20 protein-coding genes and 1 other annotated feature are annotated in these 21,321 nt (G+C 43.0%); of the genes, 5 read left to right on the forward strand and 15 right to left on the reverse strand.

Translation table 11 applies throughout. The features are described 5' to 3' along the window. Positions 1 to 463, reverse strand: a 463-nt coding sequence (locus ACYQ0H_RS04160) for a LacI family DNA-binding transcriptional regulator (RefSeq protein WP_459811587.1), incomplete at its 3' end; no start/stop codon positions are given. A 107-nt stretch (positions 464 to 570) separates the two neighbouring features. After that, positions 571 to 1,941 (reverse strand): sucrose-specific PTS transporter subunit IIBC, encoded by a 1,371-nt coding sequence (locus ACYQ0H_RS04165; protein WP_459811588.1) that lies wholly within the window; start codon positions 1,939 to 1,941, stop codon positions 571 to 573. 442 nt (positions 1,942 to 2,383) lie between these two features. Between ACYQ0H_RS04165 and ACYQ0H_RS04170 the strand changes: the two genes are divergently transcribed. Continuing rightward, a complete protein-coding gene (locus tag ACYQ0H_RS04170) occupies positions 2,384 to 3,223 on the forward strand; it encodes a putative manganese transporter (RefSeq protein WP_459811589.1) in 840 nt (279 codons plus the stop codon). 43 nt (positions 3,224 to 3,266) lie between these two features. Here ACYQ0H_RS04170 and ACYQ0H_RS04175 read toward each other — a convergent pair whose 3' ends face one another. The 10 genes from ACYQ0H_RS04175 to ACYQ0H_RS04220 all read right to left on the reverse strand — a co-directional run bounded on the left by ACYQ0H_RS04175 (position 3,267) and on the right by ACYQ0H_RS04220 (position 11,004). Beyond that, positions 3,267 to 4,142: a glycoside hydrolase family 25 protein gene (locus ACYQ0H_RS04175; RefSeq protein WP_459811590.1), complete on the reverse strand. Its 876-nt coding sequence runs from the start codon at positions 4,140 to 4,142 to the stop codon at positions 3,267 to 3,269. Further along, positions 4,117 to 4,572: an RrF2 family transcriptional regulator gene (locus ACYQ0H_RS04180; RefSeq protein ID WP_459811591.1), complete on the reverse strand. Its 456-nt coding sequence runs from the start codon at positions 4,570 to 4,572 to the stop codon at positions 4,117 to 4,119. Before ACYQ0H_RS04180 ends, ACYQ0H_RS04175 begins: the two co-directional genes overlap by 26 nt. Before the next feature lie 14 nt (positions 4,573 to 4,586). Further along, positions 4,587 to 5,690, reverse strand: a complete 1,104-nt coding sequence (gene rpoD, locus ACYQ0H_RS04185) for an RNA polymerase sigma factor RpoD (RefSeq protein WP_459811592.1) — start codon at positions 5,688 to 5,690, stop codon at positions 4,587 to 4,589. 28 nt (positions 5,691 to 5,718) lie between these two features. After that, a complete protein-coding gene (gene dnaG, locus ACYQ0H_RS04190; protein WP_459811593.1) occupies positions 5,719 to 7,491 on the reverse strand; it encodes a DNA primase in 1,773 nt (590 codons plus the stop codon). 54 nt (positions 7,492 to 7,545) lie between these two features. Further along, a complete protein-coding gene (locus ACYQ0H_RS04195) occupies positions 7,546 to 7,770 on the reverse strand; it encodes a hypothetical protein (RefSeq protein WP_459811594.1) in 225 nt (74 codons plus the stop codon). Further along, positions 7,736 to 7,942, reverse strand: a complete 207-nt coding sequence (locus tag ACYQ0H_RS04200; RefSeq protein WP_459811595.1) for a hypothetical protein — start codon at positions 7,940 to 7,942, stop codon at positions 7,736 to 7,738. The genes ACYQ0H_RS04195 and ACYQ0H_RS04200 overlap by 35 nt, the downstream gene beginning before the upstream one ends. Positions 7,943 to 7,945: 3 nt before the next feature. Continuing rightward, the gene (locus ACYQ0H_RS04205; RefSeq protein WP_459811596.1) at positions 7,946 to 8,995 is read right to left on the reverse strand and encodes a deoxyguanosinetriphosphate triphosphohydrolase; all 1,050 of its coding nucleotides are present in this window, start codon (positions 8,993 to 8,995) and stop codon (positions 7,946 to 7,948) included. Positions 8,996 to 9,107: 112 nt separating this feature from the next. Next, the gene (locus ACYQ0H_RS04210) at positions 9,108 to 9,737 is read right to left on the reverse strand and encodes a YigZ family protein (protein WP_459811597.1); all 630 of its coding nucleotides are present in this window, start codon (positions 9,735 to 9,737) and stop codon (positions 9,108 to 9,110) included. Positions 9,738 to 9,790: 53 nt separating this feature from the next. Next, the gene (gene rpmE / locus ACYQ0H_RS04215; protein WP_124099252.1) at positions 9,791 to 9,991 is read right to left on the reverse strand and encodes a 50S ribosomal protein L31; all 201 of its coding nucleotides are present in this window, start codon (positions 9,989 to 9,991) and stop codon (positions 9,791 to 9,793) included. Between the two features lie 182 nt (positions 9,992 to 10,173). After that, positions 10,174 to 11,004 carry an AraC family transcriptional regulator gene (locus ACYQ0H_RS04220; RefSeq protein ID WP_459811598.1) on the reverse strand — a complete coding sequence of 277 codons (831 nt, stop codon included), beginning with the start codon at positions 11,002 to 11,004 and terminating at the stop codon, positions 10,174 to 10,176. A 186-nt stretch (positions 11,005 to 11,190) separates the two neighbouring features. Between ACYQ0H_RS04220 and ACYQ0H_RS04225 the strand changes: the two genes are divergently transcribed. The 3 genes from ACYQ0H_RS04225 (at position 11,191) to yfcE (ending at position 14,057) form a co-directional block, all read left to right on the forward strand. Continuing rightward, positions 11,191 to 12,189, forward strand: a complete 999-nt coding sequence (locus ACYQ0H_RS04225) for an SGNH/GDSL hydrolase family protein (RefSeq protein WP_459811599.1) — start codon at positions 11,191 to 11,193, stop codon at positions 12,187 to 12,189. Positions 12,190 to 12,270: 81 nt separating this feature from the next. Beyond that, entirely contained in the window at positions 12,271 to 13,545 is a 1,275-nt protein-coding gene (locus ACYQ0H_RS04230; RefSeq protein WP_459811600.1) for a PIN domain-containing protein, read from the forward strand. Beyond that, positions 13,542 to 14,057 carry a phosphodiesterase gene (gene yfcE, locus ACYQ0H_RS04235; protein WP_459811601.1) on the forward strand — a complete coding sequence of 172 codons (516 nt, stop codon included), beginning with the start codon at positions 13,542 to 13,544 and terminating at the stop codon, positions 14,055 to 14,057. Before ACYQ0H_RS04230 ends, yfcE begins: the two co-directional genes overlap by 4 nt. Positions 14,058 to 14,113: 56 nt before the next feature. Here yfcE and ACYQ0H_RS04240 read toward each other — a convergent pair whose 3' ends face one another. The 3 genes from ACYQ0H_RS04240 to galT form a co-directional block, all read right to left on the reverse strand. Then, entirely contained in the window at positions 14,114 to 16,642 is a 2,529-nt protein-coding gene (locus tag ACYQ0H_RS04240; protein WP_459811602.1) for a YfhO family protein, read from the reverse strand. Between the two features lie 17 nt (positions 16,643 to 16,659). Further along, complete coding sequence (locus ACYQ0H_RS04245) at positions 16,660 to 17,415, reverse strand: PIG-L family deacetylase (RefSeq protein ID WP_459811603.1); 756 nt, start codon at positions 17,413 to 17,415, stop codon at positions 16,660 to 16,662. A gap of 88 nt (positions 17,416 to 17,503) precedes the next feature. Then, complete coding sequence (galT, locus tag ACYQ0H_RS04250; protein ID WP_459811604.1) at positions 17,504 to 19,000, reverse strand: UDP-glucose--hexose-1-phosphate uridylyltransferase; 1,497 nt, start codon at positions 18,998 to 19,000, stop codon at positions 17,504 to 17,506. 223 nt (positions 19,001 to 19,223) lie between these two features. Continuing rightward, positions 19,224 to 19,479 (forward strand) — a binding site (T-box leader). A 152-nt stretch (positions 19,480 to 19,631) separates the two neighbouring features. On the opposite strand from galT, the gene ACYQ0H_RS04255 reads away from it, so the two are divergent. Continuing rightward, positions 19,632 to 21,299, forward strand: a complete 1,668-nt coding sequence (locus ACYQ0H_RS04255; RefSeq protein ID WP_459811605.1) for a 2-isopropylmalate synthase — start codon at positions 19,632 to 19,634, stop codon at positions 21,297 to 21,299. The last annotated feature ends 22 nt before the right edge of the window (positions 21,300 to 21,321 follow it).

A 21,321-nucleotide genomic window follows, 5' to 3' on the forward strand; every position in this document is an offset into this window, starting at 1 on the left:
GGGTAATACAGCAAAGGCCTTCCTGCTTCTGTCCTATAACGACTACGGGGATCCTAAGCTCGTCTATAAGTTTCTTATGCTCGGAGGAAAGCTTGACTGACATCATAATTATCCCGTCTATCTGCCTTTGATTCAGGGTTTTAAGGTATTTAAGCTCTCTTTCAGCTTTAAGACCTGTATTTGCAAGCAGAATATCATAATTATTCTTTTCGCATTCCTCCGACGCCCCCTCAGCTATCTTTGACATCGACTCCGAGGAAAGCTGAGGTATAATAAATCCGATAACGTTGGTTTTCTTGCCTTTAAGAGATTTAGCCACGCTGTTAGGCACATATCCCGTTTCTGTTATTATCCTTTCAACGCGCTCCCTTACCTCTGCGCTTACATATCCTGAATTATTTATTACTCTTGATACAGTAGACGGAGCAACTCCGGCAATTCTCGCTATATCCTTGATCTGCATTCTTATTATCAAGACTTCCCAAGGGAAGCTTTTCTCCTTTCACTATGTACCGCCTTTTCCGCACTGCTTACCGACAGCAGTACGAAAAAAGGCTGATATGCGTTTACTTACGCCTCGTCTTTAAAGCCCAGAAGCCTGGTCGCTATAAATGCTCCGGCAAAAGCTATAGCCATGCCGATTATATACATCAGTATAGAGCTAGACTGAACTATGGCGATTCCCGGGATACCCGTAACGCCTATTCCTGTCATTCCTACCTTCATAAGAACAACAAAGCCTCCGCCCAGCGCTCCTCCTATTGCCGCCGCTATAAACGGCTTTACAAGCCTTAGATTTACGCCGAAAATCGCTGCTTCGGTTATTCCCAGAAGACAGGAGAACGAAGCCGGAGCGGCAACTGCCTTTAGCTTTTTGTTCTTTGTCATCATTGAAACCGCAAGAGCCGCTCCGCCCTGAGCAACGTTAGCCATTGACCAGATAGGCAGCAGGAAGTTTGTTCCTACGTTTCCAATAAGCTCTGTTTCCACTGCATGAAAGCTGTGATGCATTCCCGTAAGCACAATTGACGAGTACGCCCCGCCGAATATAACGCCTGCGATCGCTCCCAGCTTATCATAAAGGAAAGTGAGAACAAATGAAATACCGTTTCCGATAAACCTTCCCGCAGGGCCTATTACTATAAAGGTAGCAAAGCCTGTAATAAGCAGAGTAAAGAAAGGCGTAAGAAGAAAATCAATTGAATTAGGCATGATTTTATGCAGACGCTTTTCTACAAAGGCCATAAGCAGTACGGCGATCAGTATGGGAAGCACAGTTCCCTGATAGCCTATCTTTGCAATATCCAGCCCGAATATCGAAACGTATTCCGTAGTCTGTCCCGCTTTTCCCATATTCCATGCATTCTGCAAAGCCGGATGGACCATTATTCCGCCCAGCGCCGCGGCAAGATAGGGATTGCAGCCGAATTCCTTAGCGGCTGAAAAAGCTACGATTATCGGAAGAAATGTAAAAGCCGCATTGGAGAAAATATCAAGCAGCTGATAAATTCCGCTTTCGGTATTGATAACATTAAAATTTGTCAGCATTCCAAGCAGTCCCATTAAAACACCGCTTGCTACGATAACGGGAATTATCGGAACAAAGATATTTGAAAGAGTTCTGGCAAAGCGCTGAAACCAGTTAAGCTTCTGAGCCGCTTCCTTTTTAAGCTCCTCAGAGCTTACCTCTTTTATATCCCCCTCTCCGGTCATCGCCTCGTATACCTTATTTACATGACCCTGACCGATTATTATCTGCAGCTGTCCTGAGTTAACGAAAACTCCCTTTACTCCGTCAAGCCCTTCAATTGCCTCCTTGTCGCATTTCAAATCGTCTTTAAGCACCATACGAAGTCTTGTGGAGCAGTGGGAAACACTCTGGATATTTTCACTGCCTCCGGTAAGAGTCCGTATCTGTTCGGCTAGTTCCTGATAATTCATAAATATGACCCTTCCTTTCCTGATTTTAAGTTTGCACCGATAAACTCAGCTGTGCAAATCTCTGAAATTTTACCAAATATTCTTACGTTCACTTGTGACCTGCTTATATTCCGGAATTTGTAGCAAATCGTTTCCACAATCTCATTATAGCATATGTGGAAACGATTTGCTAGTGTTTTTTCACAATTTTATAAAGTTTGTATACTTGAATAAACGACACGTTGTATAGTTGTACAATCTGCACAAAATTAACATATCTGTATCTTCAAATATAAGTATGTGTAATATCAGGACTCCGTAAACATAAAATCTGAACAAAAACCAATAATTTTTTATCACATCTTATTTTCGCCGTAAATCCCTTGACCTTTTAAAACATATGATGTATAATTACTTAGTTAACGTTCATAAATATAAGATAAAATTTTTCAGGAGGTAAAACTTGATAGACATTTTACTTGACGCATTGCTTGATACTCTGAAAACGCTCCCGTTCCTTCTGGGCGTTTATATCCTGATCGAATATATTGAACACCGCTCTTCAGATAAACTAGTCAAAGGACTTAGAAAGCTGGGACCGTTCGGAGCAATAGGCGGCGGACTTTTAGGCGCAGTTCCTCAGTGCGGATTTTCCGTTGCCGCAGCAAACCTTTTTTCAGGAAGACTTATTTCTGTCGGAACTCTGGTCGCCGTTTTTCTTTCGACAAGTGATGAAGCGATCCCCATGCTTTTGTCCAATCCATCAAGCGTCGGATCACTCTGGAAGTTTATTGTAATAAAAACTCTTATAGCTATTGCGGCAGGAATTGCCGTAGACGCAGTTTTGAAATTCTTCAAGCTTGAAAAGCAGGAGGAGCCGTTCAAAGAGATCTGTGCTCACTGCGACTGCGAACATCACAGTATTCTAAGGGCAGCGCTGTCACATACTGTGAATATTATAATATTTATACTTATTGTAAACATAATTCTCGGCTTTGCGATCGAATTTGCAGGTGAAGAAAATATCCGAAGAATAATGATGACAGATTCGGTATTTCAGCCGCTTATAACAGCTCTGTTCGGATTTATTCCAAACTGCGCCGCTTCGGTAGTTATTACACAGCTTTATATAGACGGCATAGTTTCATTCGGCTCGGCGATCGCCGGACTATGTACCGGAGCCGGAGTCGGACTGCTTGTACTTTTCAAGACAAATAAGCACATGAAGCAGAACTTCGCTGTAATGGGTATCCTTTATATTACAGCGATCGTTTCCGGAATTATTATAAATTTTGCAATGTAACCGCAAAGATCCGCCGCATGAACAAAAATTCATGCGGCGGATCTTATTTTACCGTAAATTTTTCTCTGAACTCTTTTGGTGTCATATCCTTTTTCGCTACCAAAAGCGGATAGCGTTCTCCTGTATTCTCATAGCCCTCTGACTTTTCCTTGTCAAAGTACTGCCATATGCTCCAGTTATCGCAGAAATTCGGTTCATTTGAAGTGGATATTACCCATATCAAAGCTTCTGAAAAATCAGACCTTATATAGCTTTCATAGCTGTTCTTATCACAGATAAGAAAAACTCCGCAGCCGTATTTGTCGAAAACATAATCACAGAAATCTGAAATTCTTCCGCATACCTCCGCAGGATCTTCATCAAATATCTTTTCCCTGATATTCATTGTAAGATCAACCGCAGGATACAATCTTCCGCTGATATTTTCGCCAAGAAGCGAGCAGAAATGCTCAGCCTGAGCCGTTCCGTCCTTCTTGAAATCAAAATCATGTACAGCTCCTGTCATAAGCTCAGAATCCGCTGACCTTTTCCAATTCTCCTCAAAGCTTTTATCAATAAAATCCGTACCCTTTGAGGCCTGTATATAAACGTAAGACATATTTCGGTTAGCAAGCGTCCCCCACTTTATTTCCCCGAGCCTGTCAGAAACAACGGCTCCTCTGGCTGGATAGTCCCGTTTTCTCGGTTCGTTTACCTTAATAACGCCGCTGAATACAAGTACAGCATAATTCAAAGCTATTACGGCAATACAGACGATCGCCAGCCTGAATAGAAAACGCCGCCGTTTTCTGCGTTTCTGCCTAAGGTAAGCGTCGTCCTCGTTCGGAAATTCTTCGTCTATCAGCTCTTCAGCTTCCCTGCTGAGCCTGAACTCCTCCGCCCTTCGGCTTTGTTTATTTTTTCTGCGGTGAAACAGCATTCTCCTTTTCTTCCTTTGTGAATTCTTCAGAATTTGCTATCAGATCAGCAAAATTGTAGCTTTCCAGCTTCCGTCTTACCATTTCCGATATTTCACAGAAAGCTTTCTGATAGCAGCATACCCCAGAGGCTCCCCTGCTGCATATTCCGTCGGGTGACAAACACCTTGAGAAATAGTATGTACCTTCGATAGCTTCGGTTACCATTTTAAGGTTAATATCCTTGGGGCTGTGATTTATCTGATACCCCCCCTGAGTTCCCTTATAGGATCTTACTATTCCTGCGGAAACCAGCTTTCTCAGTATCTTCAAAGCAAACCGCAGCGTAACTACGGCTCTTTCCGATATAGCCTTCGCCTCTACTCTTCCTCCGTCAAGACACAGCACCGAAACGATTCTTACAGCATAGTCCGTTTCAAGAGTTATATGCATTCTTATTCCTCCGATTAATCCAGGTAATCCCTTACCTTATTGCTTCTGTTAGGATGACGCAGCTTTCTGAGAGCCTTTGCCTCTATCTGGCGTATTCTCTCTCTGGTAACATTAAACTGCTGACCTACCTCTTCAAGAGTTCTGGAACGTCCGTCCTCAAGACCGAAGCGCAGTCTTAAAACCTTTTCCTCGCGCTCCGTAAGAGTAGAAAGCACCTGATTTATCTGCTCCTTCAGAAGGACCTGAGAAGCCGCCTCAGCAGGCGCAGGAGCGTCCTCATCAGGAATGAAGTCGCCGAGATGCGAATCCTCCTCCTCACCTATGGGAGTTTCCAGAGAAACGGGATCCTGAGCTATCCTCATTATTTCCCTTACCCTCTCAACAGGCATTTCCAAACGATCGGCAATTTCCTCAGGGGAAGGATCGTGACCGTTTTCATGCAGCAGCTGACTTGATACCTTTTTAACCTTTGTAATTGTCTCGACCATATGGACAGGAATTCTTATCGTTCTCGCCTGATCTGCTATCGCTCTGGTTATAGCCTGTCTTATCCACCAGGTAGCATAAGTAGAAAACTTGAAGCCCTTTGTATAATCAAACTTCTCAACTGCTTTAATAAGACCCATATTGCCCTCCTGGATCAGGTCAAGAAAGGACATCCCCCTGCCTACATACCTCTTTGCGATAGATACGACAAGACGAAGGTTGGCCTCGGCAAGACGCTTTCTTGCGTTTGAAGCCTCCTTTTCATTGTTTCCGCCCATTTTCTCAGCAAGCTGGATCTCCTCCTCCGATGAAAGAAGCGGAACGCGTCCTATTTCTTTCAGGTAGATCTTTACAGGATCGTCAATAGCGATACCGTCGGTAGAAAGCCCTATATCAACCTCGTCGGGAGTAATATCGTCCTCCGGATTTACAAGAATAAGCGTATCGTCCGGTACAATATCGTCGATTATCTCAATATTGAGCGCCGAGCAGTTGTCATAAAAAGCGTCCATCTGGTCAACGTCGTAATCAAGCTTTTCAAGCGCGTCGGTTATCTCCTTTGTGGTAAGCTTTCCCGTAGCCTTTCCCTGTTCCATAAGATTATCCATAATACTCTTTTTATTGTCTGTCATATCAAACTCTCCAATCATTGTGATTTACTTATATAATTCCTTTTTTCCTTTTAAGCTGTTCCCTGAATTTAAGAAGCTCGTCGTCCGACATTTCCTCTGCTTTCGGTTTATCCGGACTGTATTCCAGCAGAGCGGACACACAATCGTAAACCACGTTTTTATCTATTCCCTTATCATCATATTCCGAAAGAATCGAGGTTATTTTACCCACTTCATCTGCCGAAAATTCATCATTGAACGAGGATACCGAATAATCCTCTCCGTTGAGTATTTTATTCACCAGACTCTCATAAATACGCCTGTTGAGCGATGTAATCATTTTTTCCGGCGAAAGCCTTCCGGCAATATCCTCACAGAAGTCGGGATTCGTATAAATAAAATATATTATCTCCTGCTCCGCCCTTGCCTGCTTTGTATGAGCCGCCGCCTCAGGATTAAGAGGATCCCGACGGTCGGCAAAACTCTGTATACTGCGCCATTCCTGCTTTTTCTTCTGATAATTGCGTTTCCTTATAAGACTGTTTATTTCCTCGTTCAGCGCCTGCTTTGAGATACCCTGCTCAAGAGCTACCTTTGAAATATAAATATCCCTTTCGACCGGAGAATGTATTGAAGCGAGAATACCGTAAATTTTTTTCATATAATCCGCTTTTCCGACTTCCGTATCCGTATCAATTCCGTCCTTGGCTTTCATAAGCTCAAAATTGACCGCACCCTCGGAATGATCCAGAAGATGCCCGAATCTTACCGCGCCGAATTTATTTATATACTCGTCCGGGTCCTTTGCGTCCTCCATTTTTATAACAGTCGCCTTCAGCCCCGTTTCGCCGAGAATATATATAGCCTTTTTAGTCGCCTTCTGCCCTGCCTCGTCCGAATCGTAGCATATTACCGCTTCGTCGGCGTAATTTGAAATAAGCTTCGCCTGCTCGGGAGTCAGCGCAGTTCCGCAGGAGGCGACGGCGTTTTCAAAGCCAGCCTGATTAAGCGATATAACGTCCAGATTTCCCTCGCATAAAAGTATCCTTTTATCCTTGACCGCCGCATTTTTTGCGAAATTCATAGAAAACAGAAACCTGTTTTTATTATATACCGCCGTATCCTTTGAATTAAGATATTTTCGCTTGTCATCAGGACTTAAAGCCCGTCCTCCGAAGCCGACAATATTCCCCCTGAGATCTATAAACGGAAACATTGCACGGTTAACGAAAAAATCATATGTATTCTTAGTATTCTTCAAGGATCTTGATATAAGACTTGCGTCTATAAGCTCCTGCTCCGAATAGCCCTCTGAAAGCATATAGCTTTTAAGTTCAGACCAGCTGTTCGGCGCAAAACCCATTCCGTATTTCATGATCGTTTCGGCTTTAAGTCCGCGCTTCGCCAGATACTCCCGGCATGGCCTGCCCTCAGGAGAACGCAGCCTGTCGTAGAAAAACCTTGCGGCTTTTTTATTTATCTCGTAAATACGCTTGCGCCTGTCGATACCTCCGCTTCTGAACTGACCGTCCTCAGGAAGAGGTACTCCGCCACGCTCAGCAAGCAGCTTAACTGCTTCCCAGTAGTCAAGGTTATTATATTTCATTGTAAAGGTTATAACGTCCCCTCCGGCTCCGCAGCCGAAGCAATGAAAGTATTCTTTGTCGGGATGAACGTGACAGGACGGGGTTTTTTCGTTATGGAACGGACAAAGACAGATATAATCCCGTCCGGTTCGTTTAAGACTTACATAGCTGCCCATTACCTCCGCAATCGGGTTAGCGGCTTTAAGTCTGTCCAGAAATTCAGCAGGCAACGGCATTTATGTATCATCTCCTTAAATAAAAAAACCTAATTCTCCTCAACTGTAAACCAATCAAAAAAACAAAAAGCTTTTCTCAGTAACAGTCAGTATATCCTTGCTGTCATAATCTGTAACATTATAATTAGTTTTCTCTTCACCATCAATAACATACTGCGTTTCACATATTTCGACGCCGTATAAAATATCCACCGTATAAACTCCTTCGTCCGAGTCGGCGTCTATTTTGATATTATACTTCTCTTCATTGTCGTTTGAGTATATAGTTGTACGATTCATACATTGGCAGAAGATCCGACACATCGGTAAGGCTGTATTCAAAGGTATCAGATTCCCCTATATATCCGTCATCCTTCAAACATTCTATTATTTCATCACGGGTCTCGCTGCTTACACAGCCGGTCATCACAAGCAAAACAGCCGGAATAAACAGCAAAAAGACTCTTTTCATAAACTACCTAACCTTCCATGCAGCAGGTACGAACAGCTCGGTAAATACGTCAACAGCATAGCTGTCGGACATTCCCGAAATATAATCGCATACAGCCTGATCTATTCCGTATTTATATGCAAGATTTATATACAGCGCCGGCATTTTTTCCAGATGAGCGGAAAAATATTTATAAAGCTCCTCGATCATCGCCTGTGCCTTTGCTTCCTCCGATTTGCATTTCGGATTCCTGTAAACGCTTTCAAACATAAAAGCGTGAAGAGCCTTATAAGCTATTTCAACCTCTGACGACATTCCGACTGCGGCATACGGCTCGGCAGGAGGCATTTCTCCTCCGTCAGGAATCTTGTCGGTCATGTACACGCCGTTTTCCACCAGTGAATTAACGAGAGTTGTAATCCTCTCAGACTTTGAATTACCCAGTACAGAGGTTATTGACTTCGGAATATCCTCTTCGCAGATAATTCCTCCTCTTACTGAATCATCAATATCGTGATTGATATACGCGATTACGTCGGCATAGCGGACTACACAGCCTTCAAGCGTTTCAGCAGTCCGGTTGGTATGCTTTAAAATCCCGTCACGGACCTCGTATGTAAGATTCAGACCACGGCCTTCATTTTCTATACAATCGACGACCCTCAGTCCCTGCTCATAATGATGAAAGCCGTGGGGCGAAAGCTCGTTGAGTATACGCTCGCCTGCATGGCCGAACGGAGTATGTCCTAAGTCATGACCCATAGCGATCGCCTCGGTTAAATCCTCGTTAAGCTGCAAAGCACGGGCAATAGTACGTGCTATCTGCCCTACCTCCAGCGTATGAGTAAGACGCGTACGGTAATGATCTCCTGTCGGAGAAAGAAATACCTGAGTCTTGTGCTTGAGGCGTCTGAAAGAATTGCAGTGGATTATCTTATCTCTGTCACGCTGATATTCGGTTCTGTAAGGACATTTTTCAGCATCGTACGCCCTTCCTTTGGTTTCTGACGAAAAAGCGGCGTTTTCGCACAGCATTAATTTTTCAAAGCTTTCGTATCTTTCTCTCGGCGTCATCGGCGTCACGTCCTCTCTTTACTGCGGAGTATGCAGGCTTCTAATATATTATACAAAATCCGCAGTAAAAAAGCCTTTACTGCGGACAAAATTTTGTATATATGCACAAATATCAAGCAAAATCATGCCATAAATCTGTGATTTCCGATATATTTATTCTCCCGTTTGAAACGTCGGTAAGTTTTGCCTTAAACTTATCGGCAATCTCCGATCTGACGAGCATCGTAACGCTTACGTCATCGGCAAAGCTTTCGTTCGTTACCATAGCTCCGAATTCCGGAAGAATATACGCCAGCTTTCCGTACAGCGGATAACCGCACCTGACGGTAATTTCCGAACAGCGGCACATTATCATTTTCTGCGCCGCATCTACTGCAAGTTTACAGGCGTGTGAGTAGGCTCTTACAAGTCCTCCGCCGCCCAAAAGCACTCCGCCGAAATAGCGTGTAACCACTACGCAGACGTCGGTAAGCCCCTCCTTTTTCAATACGTCAAGCACAGGAACTCCTCCGGTTCCCTGCGGCTCTCCGTCATCGGAATACCTTGAAGCGTTATTTTCCCTGACAATATAAGCGTATACGTTATGCCTTGCCTTTCTGTGCTTTGCCCTGACGGAATTTATAAACTCTATAGCCTCGTCCTCAGACTTTACAGGACATATCTGACCTATAAACTCCGACTTTTTCTCGACAAAGCTGTCCTCGGCAGGCAGCTCAACGGTAACATAATCGCTTTCCGCCACAGCATATTCCCTCCAAAACAAAAAAAGAGCGGAATGATCCGCTCTTCCGATTATCAGTCAAGATTAAATCTCTTCTTGAATCTGTCTACACGTCCGCCTGTATCAACAAGCTTCTGCTTTCCTGTAAAGAAAGGGTGACACTTTGAACAGATTTCAACCTTAATATCCTTCTTTGTAGAACGGGTATTTATTACGTTACCGCAGGCGCAGGTAATCGTAGTTTCCTCGTACTTAGGATGGATTCCTTCTCTCATTAAAAACGACCTCCTTCCAAACTAAAAATTATGAACTCATAGAAGCCCATCATCCTCAGTTCAGACAGTAGTTCTATGCAGTAATCACATTGACTAAAATATTATATCACAGCAATACAGATTTGTCAAGTGTTTTTTATACTTTTCGCCGAAATAAATTTTGCTGTCTTCAAAAATATATTTTATCCGTTTGCTTTCTTGTGAAGCGACCTGAATTCCGCCGGAGAAAGCATTTCATGACGCTTGAAAACCGCACAGAAATAGCTGCAGTCATTATAGCCTACCATTGCCGCTATTTCATTGATATTTTTCTGATCTTCAAGCAGAAGAAGCTTCGCCTGCTGTATCCTTTTCCTTGCGAGATACTCAAAGGGACGCATATTAAGACATTCCTTGAAAAGCCTGCAAAGATACTGCGGAGAAAGGTCTATCAGATCCGACAGCTCCACAAGAGTCAGATCTCGCCTGTAATTTTTATCTATATAGTCGATAACCGGCTGGAGCTGATTCAGCTTAGCTCCGTCCTTTGTTCCGTTCTGAAGATTTACCACCCTGTTAAGCTCGATAAAAAACTGATACAGGTGAGCGGAGCACTGATGACCGCTGTAATAGTAATTCGTTTTCATAAGATAAAGTATTTTCTTGAATATGGCATCTACGGCGTTTATATCGTGAATGTGGAATACCTTTGCCCTGTCAAGCTTGATATAGTCAAGCACAGGCTTTACCTCTCTGCCCTCAAAGGTTATCCAGTGAGTTTCCCAGATATCCTCCGACGGATAATATTCATGAGGGATATGCGGCGGCAGATAAAAAGCGTCACCGGCAGCTACTGGATATTCCTGACCGTCAAGCTTTAAAACTCCTCCGCCCCTTATACAGTAAACTATCTGATGATTCGGATATCCCTCCTCACGGATAAAATGAAATTCCTTATCTCTTGCACCTACTCCCAGCACATACATCGGAAGATTTATTTCGTCGCTCAATACGGGATAATAGTAATCGGTCATAATATCACTCTTTTCTTTCTGAAAAACAGGCGTTTTATGATTTCATATTCTACTATTATATAATATCATGGCATGGATATATTGTCAAGCATTTATAAAAATTTTCAAAAAACAGTTGTACAACAGATAAAAATATGATACAATAATATGTAAGAAAAGTATCATAAGGAAATAAGGGTGAACTCTATGTTTAAAAAACTGTTATGCATAGCCGCCGCACTTGCCGTTTCCGTTCTTTTCGGTACGGTCTGCTACGCTGAAACCGAGTTTGAGGACGTTGAGGTGAACGTTCCGCCGCAGATGCTTTTTCTCGGAGATTCCATTGCCTCTGGCTACGGACTCGACGGCTACGATACCGGGCGTGAGAACTGTCGGTCGTACGCCAATATTCTTGCAGGAGAGTATTCCGGGGAGCTTTCCCAAAGCTGCGGATTTTCTATGACTAATCTTGCCGAGGACGGTCAGACTTCCTCCGAGCTTCTGGAGAAAATGAATAACGGAAAATATGACGACGATATAAAGAACGCCGACTGTATAGTTATTTCAATAGGCGGAAACGACTTGCTCGGAGTTATGCTCGATACCATAGTTTCCTCCGGTATAGGAGGAGATCCTTCATCTGATATAAGCTTTGACCTTAAATCTCTTATTTCAGGTATAAAAGATATGTCGGAAAGATTAGACAAGAATCTTGACAGCTTTGATGAAAACATAAGCGGAGCAGCCGTATATATAAGGAAAATAAGCTCTGCAGAAATAATAGTTCAGACGCTTTACAATCCGCTGGAGGACTTTGAAATTATTCCTTCCTTCAAAAAGCTTGCAGATGAAAAAATCGGAAAACTCAACGAAATAATCAACAGCCATTCCGAGGACAGGAACGGCGGATATACGGTCTGCGACGTAGCTTCGGCGTTTTCGGGGAAATCAAAGGAGCTAACAAGAATCTCCCAGTTAGATATTCACCCTAATTCCAAGGGACACGAGGTAATTGCCTCCTGCGTTGACAAATCGGTAAGAAGCCGCAGCTACAGCTATAAAAAGGCAATAGAAGCTTCTGCTGAGATCAGTAAGAAAAAGCCGACTGCACTTACGGCGGCTTTGGCAGGATCGATCATAATCCTTACGGCTTTTGCCGCATTCGCAGTCCGTATGATAATATCCGCAAAACGAAACAGGCATTAACGCCCGAAACATTTTAACATTTAATATACTTATGAAGCAAAGGAGGAACCATGCACCGTCTGAATGTGCATGGAAAACTGTATGAACGCATATCTGATAGACTTTGAAAACGTAAAATCAAAAGGACTTATCGGTATCGACAGGCTGTGTGAAAACGACAAGGTAATTATTTTCTACAGTGAAAATTCAGATACCATAAGCTTTGAAATGCACATGAAAGTAATGGAAACGCTTGCAGGCGTAGAATATCTGAAAGTCAGGGTGGGCGGAAAAAACGCACTGGATTTTCAGCTCTGCTCCATGGTCGGATTCCTCGCCGCGAAGGACATCTACACAAATATTTCTATAATCAGCAACGACAAGGGCTTTGACAAGCTGCATGATTTCTGGAATGTCAACGATCTTAACCAGACCTCATGTACAGTATTCAGAAGTCCTACGATATATGCGGCGCTGATAAATTTCGGTATAATAGAAAAGCCGGCTTTTGCGGAGGACGCAGACGATCCCGTACAAATCCAAAGCGCAGCCTCTGCACCGTCTGTACAGTGTGAGGTCAAACCTGCAGAAAGCACAGATGCCAAGGCGTCGATAATGCAAAGCGAGGTATCAGTTTCGGTAATTAAAGCTGAATTGACTGCTGAAGCGGTAAACAGTGAGGAATTGCCGTCCGGCTGCGTAAGCTCAGGCGCAAATGATGATAAATCTGCCCCTGATATGGTCATTACAAAGATACCCGCAAAAAAAAGAGGACGACGTCCGAGATCAGTTTCGGGACAGATAAGAAATACTCTGCTGGGCATTTTTGACTTTGAAGCCGAGGATATTGAAGAAATAAAGGAATGCATTAACAACTCTGTTTCAAAGGAGGACTTTCATAATTCTCTTGCCAAGGTCTTTAAGCAGCAGGCAAGCGAACTTTATAAAATTCTCCGTCCGAAGTACCTAAAGCTCAAGGCTCTGCTTGATTATGAAAATGAAAGAGCAACACTTGATGAACCTCATGAAGAGCCTCATGTTGAAGAACCTGACTACAGCGAACAAGCTGAAGCAGCTGAAGAGCCTGGATCTGAAAATTCGCAGGAAGCCAATGAGACTGAAACTGAGGCAGCGGCTGACTCAGAAGAAAAGGAGCAGCCGGTTCTGTTCAGCGAAATAAACCGTCTGCTTACCGGCTTCTGCTCTGATGAAGAGATCAGCGACGTTTATAAGATAGTCAACGGAACTGATACAAAGCAGCGTCTTTATCTGACTATAGTAAAAAAATACAAAAAGGACAGAGGCTGTGAGATCTATAAGCATATCAAGCCGGAATATACTAATCTGGCAAAGCTGAAGGCTGAGGCGAATGCATGAAACTCATGATAGCTTCTGATATTCACGGCTCAGCGTATTACTGCCGAAAACTGCTTGACGCATTTGCAATGCATAAAGCTGATAGGCTGCTTCTGCTTGGAGATCTTCTGTATCACGGCCCGAGAAACCCTCTGCCTGAGGGACACGATCCGAAAGCGGTCGCTTCAATGCTTAATGCCGCAAAGGATAAGCTTCTCTGCGTAAGGGGCAACTGCGACTGTGAGGTCGATCAGATGGTACTGGATTTCCCCATACTTGCCGAATATGCATTGCTGTGCGCTGACGGGGTTACGGTTTTTGCGGCTCACGGTCACAATTTTAATCCCGATAATCTTCCGCCGCTTCATAAAGGCGACGTACTGGCTAACGGACATACTCATATTCCGATCATTAAGGATATGAACGGATTTACCTATATAAACTGCGGCTCTGCGGCGCTTCCTAAGGAAAACTCTCCGCACAGCTATATAATAATGGAAAACGGACAATTTGCCTTACATGAACTAAAATAAAAAAATGTCCTGAGCATAGATCTTACATTCTGCTCAGGACATTTTTATGCTTTAAGCTATTTCGGCTTTGAAGTTTTCCGCTTTTTCAGATCATATGCCGCAAAAACCGCACATATCAATAGTCCCGCCGCTGAAACAGCGATTCCCTCACGCTGAAAAGGAGCGGTATAAACTATTTTTATATCATGACTGCCTTTTGAGATCGGAAAGCCTATGAACGCAGTATCGACCTTCTCATAATCCTGCCTGCTGCCGTCCACATAAATCTCAAAGCCGCTGTCATACGGAACGGTAAGCTCAAAATATCCGTCTGAGGAGCAATCAATACTTCCCTCCATCACGTCGCCCTTTGTTTTGTTTTTGTCAAATACCAGCTCGTCATAGTATGGCGTTGGATAATCAATTGTATAAGCGTTTATCTCGCTGATCGTATAATCGCCCCGGCTGAATTGAAACTCAAGCTCAGACAGGCTTTCTTCATTTCCGCTTGTAAGCACATATTCAAAAAATGTATTTTTGTTATAATACTTCCATTCGGGATTCGTTAGAGTATTTTTAATTCCGTTTATTGATATTTTCACATCATTTCTTTTTCCCGTTTTGTTATCTGCTTTTATTTCTATTATAAATATCTTATTCCTCGGTATCGGCTCCGTCAGCTTAACAGAGGCTTTAAAATTCTCAGAGCTTTTTATTCTGTAGCCTCCGGAAAGCGCTGTAATATTTTCACTTTCTTCAAGCAGTATCTCTCCGTACTGCTCCGCCGACGATTTATACCCCTGCATCTCTTCTCCCTCAGTTACGATACAGTTAACAAGAGCCTCCATTCTCTGCACTGAATTCAGCTGATGATAATCAGCGGCGCTTATTACCCTGTCCGTACTTCTTCCTACAGGGAGGGCGTTATTATTTTTGTAAAGCCTTAACTCTCCCATACTGCATACCTGCTCATAGCCGGTTTCGCTGTGATCCTTATCGGTTATGAGATATTTATTTCCCATAAAAATATCAAAAAGAATATTTGACGAACGAGTTGTAAGAGCTGAATTTCTGTATTCGTTTTCGTTTCGTATCTCATTGAAATAAAAACTGTTGTAGCCTTTATGATGAAGCGACGAATATACATACGGACTGTAGTAATCTATATTATAGACCATATTTACCGTATCCGACCTGTTTACTCCGCAGGAGCTTCTTACCAGCTTTTCATCAGAAGCTATTATATCCGCAAGATATTCAAACTGCTCTGAATTTTCATATTGAAGAGTTTTAAGCGGAACAAGCTTATCCGACAGATTGAAAGAAAGCATTGCCGTAAAAGGAACCGCCATTGCAGCAAACCAGAGAAAAACTTTTCTGCCGAGCCTTTTAAAGCATATAATGCATATCGTCAGAACCAGCATATCTGCCGCCATAAATTCCCATGTACCTTCCGATCCGTCGTAAAAAACTGCTCCGGCAGCGTAAACGATAATAAATATACCAAATATAATACGATAAGACCTTTGCCCTGCGCAAAGCTCCTCATAGCAATCCCCAAGAAGAATAATACAGAGGGGAATAAAAGGTATAAGCACCTTTGCGTCAAAATACATCGTTCCGTTTAATATATAAACTATCGCAGGAAAAACAGAGACCGCCGCTATGACACAGCCAAGAAACCGCCTTGCGCCGTTTCTGCTGAATAGAGCCGCAGTAACAGCCAGAACCGCAAAACAGGACAAACCCATTGAATATGCGGACATTCCTATATAATTAAGCTTAAACTGAGGTATAAATTCAGACCAGTCGATTTTTACGTTTGCAGAATCCCGTCCGGACAAAAGCGCAGCAGCAGTAGGGAGCAGCACAACTCCCGCAAGCATAACCGCAGTAAAAAGCCTTCCTGCATACCCAAAGCCGGCTTTAAGAAGGCTTTTCAGCTTTATACTGCCGCTGCTGACGGAAATATAGCTGTACGCTCCGTAAACAAGCAGCGCCGCAAGCGCCGAAACGCTGAAAAACCAGCTTGAAAGAATAATCATAAGAGTCCAGAAAATAAGCCCTGATTTCTTCCCCTTTTTAAAATATTTATCCGCCGAACCCAGTGCCAGAATAAGAAACGGCATATAGCTTACGAACATGATATGCCTGTGACTGTGAAATATAAGCGGTACTGCGCACATAAAGGCAAAAGACAGCAGAAACGCCGTATTATCGCTGAACTTAGTCCTCATAAAACGATAGAAAAGCACTATGCTTATTTCCATTCCGATAATACTTACCGCCTGGATATAAACGGACATTTTGACAAACGGCAGAAGATAAGATATAAGAATTACAGGCGAATAAAGACCGTAATAGGAGAAATTATAAATATTTTCTCCTGCTCCGAGATTTGCCGCAAAGCTCGGAAATATATCTCCGGTATCATAAAAAAGCTTCCTGAAATAATCGGGAATAGCGTAATGCTGTCCCCCCCAGTCGATCTTCGAGCCGTAAGCGTATTCAAACCGCATTATAAGCAGCACAGTCAGAGTATAAACGGCAGTAAGAACTGCAATATGTATTATATTTATACGACCGAATTTTTTAGCGTCCTTCAAAATCTATGCTCCTTAGGTTATGATTCGACAGTTAATACGGGCGGCATATATTTCTCCCACATTTCATAGCTGTTCATATGACTCAGATGTTCAACGGTTCCGCTCTGCGATACATAAAGCTTTTCAAGATTTTCCTTAAAGCTGATCTGCTGCGCCGTCATAGGAGTAAGGGTATTTTTAGCGTCTTTAAGCTTAGATCTCTTGAAATACTTTCCGAAGCAGTAAAGCTGAGTATCTATCTCATCGTCGTTATATATCTGAGTTACAAAGCCGTGCAGCATCTGATGATGAGCATGACCGTATTCTCCGTTTTTATTGTGAGTAACTATAAGCTCCCATTTTTTATATTTCATTACCTTTTCAAGATCTGAAATAATACTGCTCCGAACTCTTGACCAGTCGTCGCGTTTCCCTCTTACCTTATCGGGATAATCCAGTATTATGCCCTCGTTTCCCGACTCCTTCATTACTCTGTAAAATTCCTTTGAGCGCACCTCGTTTTTTCCGTTGGTAACGCACACGACCATATATCCGCCTTCCATAAGATGTCCTCCGCCCCACAGCACCTCGTCATCGGGGTGAGCGACTATCATAAGCTTATTAGCATTATTTACGTCGGCTCTCTTTATCTGTTCTTTTGAGATCGGCTTTACGTCGTAGGCATTATGGATAACCGCCTGAACATAAATACATCTTCCTCCGATAATTACAAGAAGCGCCGTCAGCGTAAATACAATTATCCTTTTCAGGGCCTTCTTTCTGCTTGCAGTCATTTCTGTTTTCCTTTCTCTGTTTTCTATATCTGCCGTATCTTTTTTATGCCGGCAAAACAACAGGCGGTATTTTAAACCGCCCGGAATATTATCCGTTCACATAGTCTATAAATCTTGAAAAATATTCTCTGCCCTTTTCGTTACGCTTGAATACACCTGCGTGTTCAAGCACCTCGGCAAAAACCTTTCCTATTTCATTCTGAATTATTTCATTAACGTTGCCCGCCGTTATATCATATGCCTTTGAAAATTCCTCCGCCCAATCAGCGTGCTTGGAAAGAACTTCGTCGCTTCTAAGGTCTGCACCGCTTACAAGCGCGTCAGCTAACCTGCTCATCTCTTCTCTAAGCCTTGCTGGAAGTACCGCAAGACCCATTACCTCTATCAGACCTATGTTCTCCTTCTTTATATGATGAAGCTCCGCATGAGGATGATATACTCCGAGAGGATGCTCTTCGGTCGTAATATTGTTTCTCAGCACAAGGTCAAGCTCAAAGCTTCCGTTTCTCATTCTTGCTATAGGAGTTATGGTATTATGAGGCTCCCCTTCCGTCTTAGCAAAAACAAACGCCTCCTCGTCCGTATAGCCTCTCCAGCAGGTAAGGATCTTGTCAGCAAGCTCCGTCAATTCCCGGCGGTCAGGCGAAGCTATTCTTATTACCGACATCGGCCACCTTACTATACCCGCCTTTACGCTTTCAAAGCCCTTGAAAACGACCTCTCTTTCAACAGGAGCCTTTGCCATCGCAAAGGTATAGTTTCCGCCCTGAAAATGCTCATGAGCAAGAATAGAGCCGCCCACTATAGGCAGATCGGCATTTGAACCGATAAAATAATGCGGAAACTGCTCTACAAAGTCAAAAAGCTTTGAGAATGCGGCTTTGTTGATCACCATAGGAGTGTGCTTTTTATTAAAAAGAATACAATGCTCGTTGTAATACACATACGGGGAATACTGCAAGCCCCAGTCCTCGCCGTTAATTTTCAGGGAAATAACCCTGTGGTTCTGCCTTGCCGGAGAATCTACCCTTCCGGCATAACCCTCGTTTTCATAGCACAGCAGGCATTTCGGATAGCCTGACTGTTTTGCGTTTTTAGCAGCCGCTATAGCCTTGGGGTCCTTTTCAGGCTTTGAAAGGTTTATGGTAATATCAAGCTCGCCGTATTCGGTAGGAGCGATCCAGCGCATATCCTTTTTAATTCTGTAACGCCTTATGTAGTCGCTGTCCTGCGAAAGCTTATAAAAGTAATCCGTCGCTTTATTTGGTGAGGAATTATTATAAAGCCCCCAAAAAGTTCTGTTTACTTCGCTGGGTCTCGGAGTCAGCAGTCCCATAAGCTTTGTATCAAACAGATCCCTGTAAACCACGCTGTTTTCACACAAGCCGTTTTCACAGGCATAATCAGTAAGCTCTTTCAGTGTTATTTCGATATCAATATTATGATATTCCTCTTTCGGTTCCTCGTATTCGTCAAGCTGAAGCGCTTCAAGAATACGATTAATACTGTAAACCCTGTCCTCATCTTCAATAAGTCCGGTTTCAATTCCGTAAACTATAAGCTTCTTTATACTGTCAAAAATCATGTATTACGCTCCCTTTTAAGAAGATTGCTTTTTATTTAACAATTATATTATACTCCCAAACCAATATATTTGTCAACAATCCGTATCTTAGGTATTTCTTAATATGAATAAGATTTTCTTAAAACTTACGAATAAAATGTGCTTAATACGCAATTGTAAAATAAGTATGAACACAGTTGACAAAATCTGATCCGTGTAATATAATAATGATAATATAAATATTTTAAATGCGCTGATGGGAAGAAAAGCATATCTTTCAGTTTCAGAGAGCTGCCGTTGGGTGCAAGGCAGTACGGATCTTATGTAATAGCTCGTCCCTGAGCAGGTGCGGCGAAAACGGCTGAACAGCTTCGGTCAAGTAGCTTCACACGGAAAGCTTCCGTTACAGAGCGGCACATTGTCTGATGTGGCTGAGGTGTATAATGCAAATTATACATAAATTAGAGTGGTAACACGGGTAAATAATACTCGTCTCTTGTAATTAAGAGACGGGTTTTTTTAATTTAGACGAAAGGAGCGGATGTCCTATAATGCAATATTACGGAAAATGGCTTTTCGACCGACTATGTACGGACATTCGCAGCTGATTGACGAAGCATATGAATATATAATTTATAAGGAGGAACTTACTATGAAAAATGCGCAGAAATATCAGAGAGGCTATTTTATGCCGCCTGTAGAATCATTAAAGTGGACAAAAAAGGAATATATAGACCATGCTCCAAAGTGGTGCTCAGTAGACCTGAGGGACGGAAATCAGGCTTTGATCATTCCAATGAGCTTAGATGAAAAGCTGGAATTTTTCGCTCATCTTGTTAAAATCGGATTTAAGGAAATAGAGATCGGCTTCCCTGCCGCTTCGGAAACAGAATATGAGTTCTGCCGTGCGCTTATTGAAAGAAATATGATCCCTGACGACGTTACGATCCAGGTTCTTACTCAGTCCAGAGAGCATATTATCAAGAAAACCTTTGAGGCAATAGACGGAGCGAAAAACGCCGTCGTCCACCTCTACAACTCCACCTCCGTAGCGCAGAGAGAGCAGGTTTTCAGAAAATCCAAGGATGAGATAATAAACATTGCAGTAACCGGCGCAAAGCTCTGCAATGAATATAAAAGGTCGGCTAAGGGAAATATCGTTTTTGAATACTCTCCCGAAAGCTTCACAGGTACAGAACCTGAATTTGCGCTGGAAATATGCAACGCCGTTATTGACGTCTGGAAGCCGTCACCTGATAACAAGGTCATAATAAATCTTCCTGTTACGGTAGAAATGTCACTTCCGCACGTTTACGCTTCTCAGATAGAGTATATGTGCGACCATCTGAACTGCCGTGAAAACCTTATCATATCGCTTCACCCGCACAACGACAGAGGCTGCGCCGTAGCAGATTCAGAGCTTGGCTTGCTTGCAGGCGCTGACAGAATAGAAGGAACCTGCTTTGGTAACGGCGAGAGAACGGGAAATGTTGATATTGTTACGCTTGCTATGAATATGTACTCTCACGGCGTAGACCCTGAGCTTGACTTCTCTGATATGCCTGCTCTGGTCGAGATCTACGAGAGAGTTACAAGAATGAAGGTATACGAAAGAAGCCCCTACGCCGGACGTCTTGTTTTCGCCGCTTTCTCCGGCTCTCATCAGGATGCTATTGCAAAGGGTATGAAGTGGCGCGAAGAAAAAGACCCGGATCACTGGACAGTACCGTATCTTCCTATCGACCCCAAGGATGTAGGAAGAGAATACGACGGAGACGTTATAAGGATCAATTCTCAGTCGGGCAAGGGCGGTATCGGCTATCTTCTCGAGCAGAAATACGGCTATAACCTGCCCAAGAAAATGCGTGAAAACTTCGGCTATGCTGTTAAGAACGTTTCAGATCATAAGCATAAGGAGCTTATGCCTGAGGAAATATATGAGATATTCAAAGAGAACTATCTCAATATAAAAACTCCCGTAAGCGTAAGCGAATCTCACTTCGTTCAGGAAGCCGACGGAGCTATTACAGCAAAGATCACAGCTGAGATACCTGGTAAGGGAAATGCCGTTTATACCGCTAAGGGCAACGGCAGACTTGACGCTGTAGCAAACGCTCTTAAAGCGGGAATACCCCTTGATTTTACAATTGAAAGCTATGAAGAACACGCTATAGACAGACATTCATCGGCGGAAGCTGTTTCATATGTCGGCATTTCTGCCAACGGAAAAACAGTATGGGGCGCAGGAAGAAATACTGACATTATCGTTTCTTCAATAAATGCTCTGCTCTCAGCTATAAACCATATCTTAAAAGATTGATATAATAAAACATAAACAGCGG

The organism is Hominimerdicola intestinalis (assembly GCF_054655215.1).